This window comes from Pseudomonas sp. Irchel s3b6, from assembly GCF_900187415.1.
Lineage (GTDB): Bacteria > Pseudomonadota > Gammaproteobacteria > Pseudomonadales > Pseudomonadaceae > Aquipseudomonas.
In genome coordinates, this window is record NZ_FYDM01000005.1 from 315,675 (window position 1) to 327,525 (window position 11,851).

The window sequence follows — 11,851 nt, forward strand, 5'->3', positions numbered from 1 at the left end:
GACATTCTCCGAAATAAAGGCAGGGCGGCATCGCCCGCAAGCCAAGGGGCCTGAACACTCACAGGAAGTACTTGAGGTTGAAGCCGACGTTGTCACGGTCGCGAATACCGTTGTTCTGGCCACCGCCGTAGAACTCGGTGTACTGCAGTTCGGCCTCCAGCTTGTTCTGGTAGTTGGCCTTGACCCCCAGGGTGTAGGCCTTGCGACCCTCGATGGTGTTGCCCGCCTGATAGCTGTTGCCCTTGAAGTCATCCTTATAGACGACATAGGGCGAGACGTTGACCCCGGCATACACGTCGTTCCAGGTGCCGTTGAACATCGCGGTGTAGCTGTAGGAGTTACGGTTGACCTGGTCACCACGATCCCCACCGGACACATAGGAATAGTTGCCGGTGCCGGCGTAGTAGCGGTTGCTGCCGTCATAGGCGGTGTACTGCAGGTTGCTGCCGCGCAAATGTTCGGAGGCCAGTTCGAACACGCCGAACAGGGAGTCGAAGGACAGGTTCGGGCCAAAGTTGTAGATGCTGCCCAGGGAGGTGTTGAACGATTCCACCCGCTCACCGTTGTTGATCTGGCTGTCGAGCTGGACCATCTGTCCGCCGATGTTGATGGTCTGGCCGGCCGCCGCCGCAGCGGCGCCATTGGCCAGGTCGCCGATCAGGTCGTTGGTGGCCGCGACGCCGATGGGCAGGTTGGGCCGATAGGCCACTTCGCCAAAGACCGATGCCTGGCCCAGGGTGGTGTTGAAGCTGAAGCCGTACATGCGAATGTCTTCGGCGTAGCGCCGATGCGCCTGAATGTTGCCCAGCACATCCACGGTGGCCAGGCCGTTGGCCAGCTCCCCGGCCTGGCTGCCGGCCACCCCGGCCAACAGGTTGGTCAGGGCATCCATGTCGATGCCCTGGTAACCGCCCAGGTCAGCGGAGATGGTCGGCTCCTTGGCATGGTAGTTGACCAGGTACACGCCGAACTCGGTGCTGTTGAGCTCCTCGGCGATGTAGCGAAAGGCGAAGCCGAACTGACCATCGTTGCGGGCGTTGTAGTCCTTGCCCACGGAGGCCACCTTGAGGGTATTACCGAACGCCGGCGTCACACCGTTGGCGTACAGGCCGGTAGTCCCCAGGACCTGGCTCAATACCGGGTTGTTGCCCAGCGCGCTGTACAGATCGATCACGTTACCGAAACCGGGCACCGGCGTATCCAGCGCGGTGCCGGTGAAGTTGTTGTACGCGGTGTTGCCGCCGTCGGCGAACAGATCGGTCTGGGAGTAGAAAGTGCCGACCGGGTCGATGCGGGTTTCCTTCCAGTTCGTCTGGTAGAAACTTTCCATCGTCAGGTTGTCGCTCAGGCCGATGTTGAAGCTGACTGCCTCTACCGGCATCAGCACTTCCTTGACCTCGGCCCCCGGCAACCGGTACTTGGCCGCATCCACCGGGTTGGTGGTGTTGACCCCGCCGCGATAGAAAATGCCCTCGCCCCAGTTGAACACCTGGCGCCCCAGGCGTGCCGTCACCGGCATCGCGGCCACGTCCCAATTGCCGTAGATATAGGCGTCGAGCATCTCTACCCGGCTGCCGGCGATGTCACGGGTCTGATCGGTGAAGTGGTCGTCGTTGGGGTAGCTCTGGCTCGGCTGCGAGGGGCTGTTGTTGCGGTAGTAATCGTTGCGCTTGTCCATCAGCTGGGTGTCATAGAACGCGGTGCCGCGCATGAACATCCCGTAGTTCTGATAGTTGGCTTCCAGCTCCGAGGTGATCTTGTACACCTCGGAAACCAGCCCGGTATCGAAGTTGCGATTACCGTCGTTGGTGTTGACGTCATCGTTGCTCTTGTCCCGGCCCTGGACCCGCCACAGGCGGCCATAGGACAAGGTACTGTCGAACGAACCGGTCACCTCTTTGTCCAGCAGGCTGAACTCCATGGCCTGCACCCCGTCGACGGCGCACACTTGCAGCAGCCCTGCCAACCCTATCCCCGCCGACAACGTGCCCGGCACCTTCGCGCTGGACAGGCGTGATCGAATGCTCATTGTGTGTTCCTCCCTTCCCTGCTGATCTTGTTGTTTTTGTATCCGTGCACCCTCGCCCAACGGCTCAAGGTGCAGCGGTATCGCTCTGGGCCGGGGCCAGGCCAGCACCGACATAGATCCGGCTATGAGCCCCGAAATGCCCCAGCAGTTGGAACAGTTGCTGATTGAGTGCCGGGTGGTCGAACGCTTCGGGCTGCAACTGGTTGCCGGCGCTGAAGCTCAGGGGGGCCGGGGTTGTGCTCAGCCATTGCCCGATCGCGGCATCAAACTCAGCGGCCTGGGCGACGGACTGGGCCGAGACGACCTCACGCAGGTAGTCCACCGAATACGGTGGGTAAGTGGCGTCTTCGCGAATGTCGACGTATGCGTTGAGCATCGGGTGCGTCTGGCCCGCACGCAGCAGGCGCTGGAGCCAGGCGAACTGATACTTCTCCACCTCGGTGTGCCGGGTAGCGACCCGTTCGATGGCCTCGTGCTTGTCGCTGTCATAGCCGGCCAAGGCCTTGGCCTCCATCAACAGCATGCTGTCGAGCTCGACACCCGGCAGCGGTTTGGCGTGATACGGCTGGGTCAGGTCCTGAACGTAGTGCAGGCCCCAGCCAAGAAAGCGATAGCCCCAGTAGGCATGCCCCGTGGCGAAGGCCAGGCGCGACAAACTCAGGTATTGATAGGCCCGCCAGTCCGGCCAGTTACGCTGCAGAAAGCCGGCTGCGGCGTACACCACCGGGCTCTCATGGAAAAAGCCCATGTGGAACGGCGCCTGGGAGCTGTACTGGAAACGCGGATCGCCAAAAGGCTGCGGGCCGAAGCCGTACAGCGCAGCCACGTCACCTGGATTGTCACTGAACAGGTTGATGTCGTGACCGTAGTCCGGCTCGTCGGCGGCGCTGGCGAGCACCGCCACGGGCGATACCTTTTCCCCGGCCGTCAGGCGGATGAATCGCTGCTGGTTCCAGGGCGAACGGGTTTGCTCGACCATCACCTGCTCGGCCGTGAGTTGCTCACCTGCCACCGGGATTTGCCCCGGCATCGGCTGGATCACCATGGCCAGATGGATCTGCGGATTGACCCGCAAGGCGCCGAGAAACGCCTGTCGCAGATTGTCCCCGGGCACGGGTGGCAGCTTGAGGTTGTCCGGGCGCGGCGGGTATTCGGAAAAGTGCTGACGGGCGAAGCGCTCCTGCGCCTCCAACAATTCGCTCACGCCCGCGTACTGCTGGGCGAGAAACTGCTCCAGGGGCTCGACCACGACCGGCGGTGCGTCGCGCAAGGCGGCCAGTTCCTGCAACGCCAGGTAGCTGCCCACCGTATGGTTGGACCAGCCCCAAGCCGTGGGGGCAGCCGCGCCGAGCAGCAGCAGGAGAAACGTCAGCTTCATGGGTTTTTTGATCTTATTGGATGAGCACAGGGGCTGAGCCTAACAACCGACCCAAGCCATGGCACTGTCCAATCTCGCCAAAAAAACTCTCCGATAGCGCCACGGCAAACAGGCAAAAAGCGCCAGGCCAGAGCGAGCCAGCCGACTCGCCCACGCTCGTGAATCGGCCTTCAGGCCGGGTAGCCGGTGATCTGCCGGATGCTTTGGTACAAGGGCTTGAGCTGGCGGTACATGCGCAGGTACACCTCGTTGTACAGCCGCTGATAGATCTGCTGCGCCTCGGGCCTGGGCATGAACACCTCGCCGACTCGGGTCATGCCGGCAATGGCCGAGGGGAAGTCCGGATACAACCCAAGCCCCACCGCACAGGCAATCGCCGCCCCCAGGCCGGAGGCTTCGTAGACGTGGGGGCGCTCCGCCGGCAGGCCGAATATGTCCGCGGTCAGCTGCATCGCCGCATCGCTCTGGGAGCCCCCGCCAGCCACCCGCAAGCGCTCGATGGTGACGTTCGTGCGCTTCTCGATGCGCTCCTTGCCCTGGCGCAAGGCATAGGCCAGCCCTTCGAGGATCGCCCGATAGATGTGCGCCCGGGTATGCACATCACCAAAGCCGATCATCGCCCCCTTGGCTTCCACACCCGGCTCGCGGATACCCGGCGACCAGTACGGCTGCAGCATCAGGCCCATGGAGCCCGGCGGCACCGCATTGACCAACGCGTCGAACAGTTGCTCCGGCTCCACGCCCTGTTCCTTGGCCTGCTGCATTTCCCGCAGGCCAAATTCGTTCTTGAACCAGCTGACCATCCAGTAGCCGCGATAAATCATCACCTCGCAGTGGTAGTGATCCGGCATCGCCGCCGGGTAAGGCGGGATCAGCGGGATGATTTCCCGGTAGCGCGAACGGGTGGTGGTGATCGTCGCGGTGGTGCCATACGACAGGCACACCGTTTTCTCGTCGAGCACACCGGCGCCCAGCACTTCGCAGGCCTTGTCGGCACCGGCGGCGATCAGTGGCAGGCCCTCGGGAATGCCGGTATGCCGACTGGCCTCGGCGCTGATGTGGCCCAGGGTTTCACCGGGTTTGTGCAGGCTAGGCAGTTGCTCGGGGCGCACCGCCAGCGCCTGCCATTTCCAGTCGGAGGGCGCGGCCCAGCGCAGCCGCTTGAAGTCGAACGGCAGGTAGCCCACGCAGCAGCCCACCGAGTCGACAAAACGCCCGCACAGACGGTGGGTGAGAAACCCCGAGAGCAACAGGAATTTGTCGGTGGCCGCCCACACATCGGGTTGGTGGCGAGCGACCCAATTGGCCTCGGCCTGGGCGCGAAAATAGTCCACGGTGGCTTGCGCGCCGACCAGTTTGAACAGCCAGCCCCAGGGCCCCTTGATCCCGCCTTCGACCTCGGTCTGGCGCTGGTCGAGCCACAGAATCGCCGGACGCAGGGCCTTGCCCTGGGCATCGACGTTGATCAGGGTGCCGCGCTGGGTGGTCAGGGACACACCGCCAATCTGCTGGCGATCGATACCAGTCTGCTGCCACAGTTGCTGGCAGGCCTCCCCCAGTTTGGCCCAGTAATAGTCCGGGTCCTGCTCGGCCCAGCCGGGCTGGGTCGAGTAATAGGCCTGCAACTCGACCTTGCCTTTGCCCAGCAGATTGCCCTGCAGGTCGAACAGCAAGGCGCGTACGCTTTGGGTGCCATTGTCGATTGCCAACAGGTAGCGCTTGTTCTGGTTATCCATGGAGCTCTCTTCAATGGGCATTCAGTGCGTGGCATCCGGCAAACCATGATGGCGTTGCCACAACGCCCGGTAACGCAGTTCTTCCTCTTGCCAGCGCTCGTCATCCCAGCCCAGCCGGGGCTGGCACAGACGACGAATCGCCGGCAGCTCGTCCGCCGCGCCCCTGGCCAGCAACAACCCGACTCGGGTGCGGCGCAGCAGCAAGTCATCCAGGTGCAGGACCATCTCCGCCTCGCAGGCAAAGGCCAGTTCCGCCCACAAGGTGTCACTGCCGCCCACGGTGTCGCCGCCCAACTGTTCCAACAGCTGCGCCAACCGTGGCAGATCGCGGCCATGACGTCCGGCCAGGCGTCGCCACTGACGGCCACTCAGGCCTGGGATCGGCAGTCCCGGCACGGCGGCAAACACCGGCGCGCCGTCATCGCTGACAGGACGTCCGAGCATGGCCGCGCAGGCCTTCAACACCTCAATGGCCTGGGGACGAAAGGTAGTCAGTTTGCCGCCTGCCAGGGTCACGCAGCCGGGCTCCTGCCACAGCACATGCTCACGGGCTTCATCCGAGGGCTTGCCCTGCTGCTCGCCACTGGCGCTGCCCACCACCGGGCGCACGCCCGACCAGGTCGAGAGCACATCGGCGGCAACCACCTCGGCCCCCGGGAACTGCCGGGTGCACGCCTCCAGCAGATACTCGAGTTCCTCGCCGCTGATGCTCGCGCTCTGATCCAGGTCCTCGCGATGATCCAGGTCGGTGGTGCCGACCACGGTGGCACCTTCCCAGGGGAACACAAACACCGGCCGGCGATCGCGCGGGTGCAAGAAAGTGAACGCCTGTGCCACCGGCAGACGCCAGCCCGGCAACAGCAGATGACTGCCACGCAACGGCCGCAGCTGCCGGCCAGCGCTCGCCGGTCTTAAACGCTCGGCCCAGGCGCCGGTGGCCACCGCCAGCGTGCGACAACGCAACTGCAGCGACGCCCCTCCTTCACAATCCTCGACCTGCACCCCGCAAACCCGCCCATCTTCGCGCAACAACTGCTGTACCCGCACGCCGTTGAGCGCCAACGCGCCATCGGCCCGGGCCTCGGTCAGCACGCGCATCACCAGGCGGGCGTCATCGGTCAGTGCATCGACAAAACAGGTCCCGCCCAGCAGATCGTCTTGCGCGACGCCCGGTGCCAGATAACGCATTTGTTGTGCGTCATAAAAGTGATGGCCACGCCGCCCGGCCAAAGCGTCATAGACCGTCAACAGCCCACCCATCACCCGGGGGCCGGGAAAGCCGCCACGGTAATGGGGCATCAGAAAACTCATGGGCTCCACCAGCCCCGGGGCTTCTTCGAGCAGGCGCTGGCGCTCGTGGACCGAGTCGCGGGTCAGGCGCCACTGGCCCTTGGCGATATAGCGCAAGCCGCCATGGACCATTTTCGAAGAACGACTGGACGTGCCCCAGGCAAAGTCGCGCTGCTCCAGCAGCAGGCAACGCCAGCCGCGACGCGCCGCTTCACGCAGGATCCCGGCGCCGCTGATACCGCCGCCGATGACGATCAGGTCCCAGGTTTCGTCCGCCAGCGTCGGCAACACCTGCCGTCGCCACGCCGCATTCCAGTCCAGGCTCATGGCCGTCACTCCTGCAGCAGGGTGCCAGGGTTCAGGCGCCCGGCAGGATCGAAATGCCGGCCCAGGGCCTGAAGGGTATCCATGGCCAGCGCGCCTTTTTCCCGCAGTAGGTACGGCGCGTGATCCTTGCCCACGCCATGCTGGTGACTGATGGTGCCGTGGTTGTCGACGATGGTCTGGCTGGCCGCCTGCTTGAGCGCCTGCCAGCGCGCCAGCGTGGCCGGGTAGTCGGCCGCCGGACGGAACACGTAGGTGGTGTAGATGCTCGAGCCTTCACCGTAGACATGGGACAGGTGGGTGAACACATGGACCCGCTCACCTTCGGCGGCCAGGCCATCGCGCAGGCTGTTTTCGATGCGGTTGAGCAGGTTGTCGACATTGCTCCAGTCGGTCGCGGTCTCCAGGGTGTCCACCACGTAGCCGGCGTTCCACAGGTTCTCGCGCAGATAGGGAAAGCGGAAGCGGTTCTGCGCCCATTTCTTGCCCAGCAGGGTACCGGTGAACACCCCGCCAAAGGCCTTCAGGTGTTGCCTGGCCTGGCTCAGGGACAGGGCATTTTGCCGCCGGTTACCGGTCACGCCAAAGGTCAGCAGGCATTTGCCCGCGCCGGCACCGCGCAGGGACAGGTACTTCTCCAGCCAGGCAATCTGCTGCGGATGGCCCGCCAGGGCCAGCTGGGTTTCGGTTTCCACGGCGTTGGACAGGCGCAGCATCGACAGCGGCACGCGGGCCTGGGCCAACTGGCGGATGGCTTGCAGGGCGCGGTTCCAGTCGGGCAGGAACACACCGTAGAAGCGTTCATCGGCCGGCAGCGGGCTGACCCGCACCTTGACCTGGGAAATGATCCCGAAACGGCCTTCGCAGCCCAACACCACTTCGCGCAAATCCGGACCGGCCGCCGAGGCCGGGAACGTCGCGATTTCCAGCGGCCCGGCGAAGGTTTCCAGGGTTCCGCCGGCGAACAACTGCTCGATACGCCCGTAGCGCAAGGACTGCTGGCCACTGGAACGACTGGCCACCCAGCCGCCCAGGGTCGACAGCTCCCATGACTGCGGAAAATGCCCCAGGGTGTAGCCCCGTGCGCGCAGTTGGCTCTCCACTTGCGGCCCGGTGGCACCGGGGCCGAAGGTGGCCAGCAGGCTCTGCTCATCGAGATCGAGCAAGCGACTCATGCGCGCCAAGGACACGGTCACCACCGGCCGTGTGGACAGCGGCGGGTTGATGTGCCCGGCCACTGACGTGCCGCCGCCATAAGGGATCAGGCACAGGTCCTGTTCCTGGGCCAGCGCCAGCAACTGGCGGATCTGTTCGGCACTCTGCGGGAACGCCACCGCATCGGGATAAATGCCTGGCGCGCCTTCACGCAGGGCCAGCCAATCCGACAGGCTCTGGCCGCGAGCATGCAGCAAGCGGTCGTGGGCACCGACACTGTAGAGCGGGTGTTCGTTGAGCCGCGAAGCCGGCACCCTGGCCAAGGCCGCCTCAAGCGTGGCATCGGGCAGCGCCTGGCCGGTGCCGACCCGTGCCGCGAGAAACCCCGCCCCCTGGGCCGGCAACTCGACCACCGTGGTTGCATCCCCCCAGCCGTTCCAGCGTCGCATGCGTGTGTCCTTTTCCGGTTCTTATAGGTGACATTTCAGGCGCCTATACTAGCCAGCCGCCCGGACCTGTCACGGTCGCATCGGGCCAGTTCGAGTAGCCAATTGAGTCAACCCGCGCAGCCGGCTCCAACCATTTACTTTAGCGGTGGTTTCAAATTACCTTTCAGGGTATTCGCCCGCGCCAGCGCGTGCCTCGATCAAAGGAACCCGATCATGCAATCCCTTGGCTACACCTCGGTTCCCCCGCTGCTCAAATACGTGCGTCACGCCGAACAGCTGGGCGTGGCCATCGAGCCTGCGTTGGCGGCGGCCGGGTTGCAGGCCCGACAATTGAGCGACAACAGCCTGCGCTTGCCGGGCGAAGCCCATGAACGCTTGCTCGACTACTTCTGCGAACACTCGGGCGACCCGTTGTTCGGGCTCAATTCGGCGCGTTTTGTCCTGCCCAACTCCTGGAGCGTGCTGGGCTACATCACCATGAACTGCGCGACCCTGGGCGATGCCATGAGCCGGATCATGCCCTTCGAGAAGCTGGTGGGCGACATGGGGGTCAGCCGCGCCGAACTCCAGGGCGACCACGTGCACCTGATCTGGACCTGTCGCCATCAACGCCCGCGAATCCGTCGGCACCTGGTGGAAAATGTCCTGGGGTCCTGGCTGCAATATGCGCGCTGGATTGCTGACACCCAGCTCTCACCCGCCGCGATCTGGTTCGAGCACGGCATGCCGGCGGACACGGACCTGGCGCAATACGAGCAATTCTTCGACTGCCCGGTGCTGTTCAACCGGCCGTACTCGGCGCTCATTACCCCGCTGCCCTACCTGCAGTTACCCCTGCGCCAGGCCGATGCGCAATTGCTGCGCACCCTGGAGGAACACGCCCTGGGTTTAATGGCCACGCTGGAAGACGCGTCCCTGGAGCAACGGGTGAAGAACATCCTGCGCCAGTTGCTCAAGGAAGGGCTGCCGCGCAAGGAACAGGTTGCCGAACAGTTCGCCGTGTCGGTGCGCACCCTGCAACGCCAGTTGCACCAGGCCGGTACCACTTACCAGCAAATCCTCGATGACCTGCGCCAGGAACTGGCCGAGCACTACCTGCTCAACAGCGCCTTGCCGATCCAGGACATCGCCCAGTACCTGGGCTTCACCGAACCGCGTTCGTTTCACCGCACCTTCAAAAGCCGACGCGGGATGCCACCTGGCGAGTTCCGCCAGATGCACCGCGCGCCGGACGAAGCCTGAGGCTCAAACGCAGATCGCGTTGGTGAACACCAGCCGGTTGCCGAACGGATCGTTGATCGTCATGTCCTGACTGCCCCAGGGCATGGTCTGGATCTCGGGATGGGCATAGCGATAATCCTTGGCCAGCAACTGCTGGTGGAACGCTGGCAGTTCATCGGTCTCGATGCGCAATGCCGACCCCGGTGTGGCGTCGCCATGATGTTCGGACAAGTGCAGCACACAATCGCCCCGCGACACCTGCAGATACAGCGGGAAATTCGCCTCGAAGCGGTGCTGCCAGTCGAGGCTGAAGCCTAGAAAATCGACGTAAAACTCCAACGCCTTGGCCTCGTCGAAGATCCGCAGGATGGGGGTGGTTTTTCCAAAACGCATGATGCTGCTCCCTGGGTGAAGGGGCTCATCCTATACAAGGAGCGAGCCTTGATACGATCGCCAAATCGTTCCCACGCTCCCGCGTGAGAACGATCATGGCGGACAGGCGTTACTTCACGACTTGACCCACACCCCGCCCGCGAGGGTCGGAGGCGGTTTCCAGGGCGCTGCCATTGACGCGGATCGCCTGGATATCGCCCATTTCCCAGCCCTGGTCTTCCAGGGTGTAGCCCATGGTTTTCAGCTCATCGGCGACCTTGCCGGTCAGGGGCGCGTAGGCGTCGAAGTAGATCGTGTCCTTGGGCAGCAACTGGTGATGGACGCGTTGCGCGGCCACGGCTTTTTCCAGCGGCAGGTTGTAGTCATACAGGTTGTTCAGCACCTGGAAGATCGAGGTGAAGATCCGCGAACCACCCGGCGTGCCGAGTACCAGCGTGACCTTGCCATCACGGGTCACCAGGCTGGGGCTCATCGACGACAGCATGCGCTTGCCCGGAGCGATGGCGTTGGCGTCGCCACCGACCACACCAAAGGCGTTGGCCACGCCGGGCTTGGAGCTGAAGTCGTCCATTTCATCGTTGAGCAGGAAACCCGCGCCTTTGACCACGACACCGCTGCCGTAGTCCCAGTTCAGGGTGTAGGTGTTGCTCACCGCATTGCCGTCGGCATCAACGATGGAGAAGTGCGTGGTCTGATGCGGTTCCAGGCCTGGACGGACTTTCTCGGTCGGCGAAATGGCGTTCGGGTTGACCTCGGCAGCGCGTTTTTTCAGGTACGCAGGATCGGTGAGCTGCTTGACCGGCACGTCGGAAAACGCCGGGTCGCCAAGGTAGTCGGCACGGTCGGCGAACACGCGTTTTTCGATTTCCGCGAGCAGGTGAATGTATTTCGCCGAGTTCAGTTCGACGCCCTTGAAGTCGGCGGCGCGGTCTTCCTTGATGGCGATCAGCTGCGCCAGGGCGATACCGCCGGAGCTCGGTGGCGGTGCGGTGTACAGGGTATTGCCGCGCCAGTTGACCGTCAGCGGCTCACGCCAGTTGACCTTGTAGTCGTGCAGGTCCTGCTTGCTGATCAGGCCCTTGTCGGCCTTCATCTGCGCGACCAGCAGGTCGGCGGTCTTGCCTTCGTAAAACTCGCTGGCGCCCTTGTCGGCGATCCGCTCCAGGGTCTCGGCCAGTTCGGGTTGGCGGAAGGTTTCGCCGGGCTTCATGCTGCCAAAATAATCGGCGAAGTTGGTCGTGCCGTTGAACAGTTTCAGCGCATCTTCGCGGTACTGGTACTGTTTGTCCGCGACTTTGAAACCGGTCTTGGCGTAGCCGATGGCCGGGGTAATCAGCTCGCTCCAGGGCAGCTTGCCGAACTTCTTGTGGGCTTCCCACAGGCCCATCACCGTGCCCGGTACGCCGGCAGCGCGAGCGCCGACCAGGCTGAGGTTCTCGATGACCTCGCCCTTCTCGTTCAGGTACATGTCGCGGGTCGCGGCTTGGGGCGCCGTCTCGCGGTAGTCGAGGAAGTACGGCTTGCCGTCGATGAACAGGGTCATGAAACCACCGCCACCAATGTTCCCCGCTTCCGGGTAGGTCACCGCCAGGGTGAACGCAGTGGCCACCGCGGCGTCGACGGCGTTGCCGCCTTTCTTCAGTACTTGCGCCGCGACATCGGCGCCGTACTGGTTCGGTGCAGCCACGGCACCGCCTTCCAGCATTGCAGCAAACGACGACGAGCTGGCGGCAATCGCCGCCGCCAGGGCCAGGGTCTTGAACAACACAATACGCATGGAATCCATCCTTTCTTGTTATAGAGGCAGGAGGAACCTTAGGCTTTGTAACAAGGTTTGGGCAAGTCCACCTTGTGCTGAATTCACACCACCACCGAA

8 protein-coding genes are annotated in these 11,851 nt (G+C 63.7%); 1 reads left to right on the forward strand and 7 read right to left on the reverse strand.

What is annotated here, in order from left to right; all coding sequences use genetic code 11:
- Positions 1-58: 58 nt before the first annotated feature.
- The 5 genes from CKW07_RS12065 to CKW07_RS12085 all read right to left on the reverse strand — a co-directional run bounded on the left by CKW07_RS12065 (position 59) and on the right by CKW07_RS12085 (position 8,361).
- Positions 59-2,029: a DUF1302 domain-containing protein gene (locus CKW07_RS12065; RefSeq protein ID WP_095145099.1), complete on the reverse strand. Its 1,971-nt coding sequence runs from the start codon at positions 2,027-2,029 to the stop codon at positions 59-61.
- 64 nt (positions 2,030-2,093) lie between these two features.
- Positions 2,094-3,407: a phospholipase gene (locus tag CKW07_RS12070; RefSeq protein WP_095145100.1), complete on the reverse strand. Its 1,314-nt coding sequence runs from the start codon at positions 3,405-3,407 to the stop codon at positions 2,094-2,096.
- Positions 3,408-3,577: 170 nt separating this feature from the next.
- Complete coding sequence (locus CKW07_RS12075; RefSeq protein WP_095145101.1) at positions 3,578-5,143, reverse strand: FGGY-family carbohydrate kinase; 1,566 nt, start codon at positions 5,141-5,143, stop codon at positions 3,578-3,580.
- A gap of 21 nt (positions 5,144-5,164) precedes the next feature.
- A complete protein-coding gene (locus CKW07_RS12080) occupies positions 5,165-6,760 on the reverse strand; it encodes a glycerol-3-phosphate dehydrogenase/oxidase (protein WP_095145102.1) in 1,596 nt (531 codons plus the stop codon).
- A gap of 5 nt (positions 6,761-6,765) precedes the next feature.
- A complete protein-coding gene (locus CKW07_RS12085) occupies positions 6,766-8,361 on the reverse strand; it encodes an FAD-binding oxidoreductase (RefSeq protein ID WP_095145103.1) in 1,596 nt (531 codons plus the stop codon).
- 213 nt (positions 8,362-8,574) lie between these two features.
- On the opposite strand from CKW07_RS12085, the gene CKW07_RS12090 reads away from it, so the two are divergent.
- A complete protein-coding gene (locus tag CKW07_RS12090) occupies positions 8,575-9,603 on the forward strand; it encodes an AraC family transcriptional regulator (RefSeq protein WP_095145104.1) in 1,029 nt (342 codons plus the stop codon).
- Between the two features lie 3 nt (positions 9,604-9,606).
- Here the strand turns inward: CKW07_RS12090 and CKW07_RS12095 are convergent, their stop codons facing one another.
- Both CKW07_RS12095 and ggt read right to left on the reverse strand, forming a co-directional pair.
- Positions 9,607-9,975, reverse strand: coding sequence for a glyoxalase superfamily protein (locus tag CKW07_RS12095; RefSeq protein ID WP_095145105.1), 369 nt, complete (start codon positions 9,973-9,975; stop codon positions 9,607-9,609).
- Between the two features lie 109 nt (positions 9,976-10,084).
- Entirely contained in the window at positions 10,085-11,752 is a 1,668-nt protein-coding gene (gene ggt / locus CKW07_RS12100) for a gamma-glutamyltransferase (protein ID WP_095145106.1), read from the reverse strand.
- Positions 11,753-11,851: the final 99 nt, after the last annotated feature.

What these genes read in the sequence shown, in the direction of transcription:
- CKW07_RS12070 (WP_095145100.1), bottom strand. Translation starts at nt 3,407, where the DNA reads ATGAAGCTGACGTTTCTCCTGCTGCTGCTCGGCGCGGCTGCCCCCACG.
- CKW07_RS12085 (WP_095145103.1), bottom strand. Translation starts at nt 8,361, where the DNA reads ATGCGACGCTGGAACGGCTGGGGGGATGCAACCACGGTGGTCGAGTTG.
- CKW07_RS12090 (WP_095145104.1), top strand. Translation starts at nt 8,575, where the DNA reads ATGCAATCCCTTGGCTACACCTCGGTTCCCCCGCTGCTCAAATACGTG.
- ggt (WP_095145106.1), bottom strand. Translation starts at nt 11,752, where the DNA reads ATGCGTATTGTGTTGTTCAAGACCCTGGCCCTGGCGGCGGCGATTGCC.
- CKW07_RS12080 (WP_095145102.1), bottom strand. Translation starts at nt 6,760, where the DNA reads ATGAGCCTGGACTGGAATGCGGCGTGGCGACGGCAGGTGTTGCCGACG.
- CKW07_RS12095 (WP_095145105.1), bottom strand. Translation starts at nt 9,975, where the DNA reads ATGCGTTTTGGAAAAACCACCCCCATCCTGCGGATCTTCGACGAGGCC.
- CKW07_RS12065 (WP_095145099.1), bottom strand. Translation starts at nt 2,029, where the DNA reads ATGAGCATTCGATCACGCCTGTCCAGCGCGAAGGTGCCGGGCACGTTG.
- CKW07_RS12075 (WP_095145101.1), bottom strand. Translation starts at nt 5,143, where the DNA reads ATGGATAACCAGAACAAGCGCTACCTGTTGGCAATCGACAATGGCACC.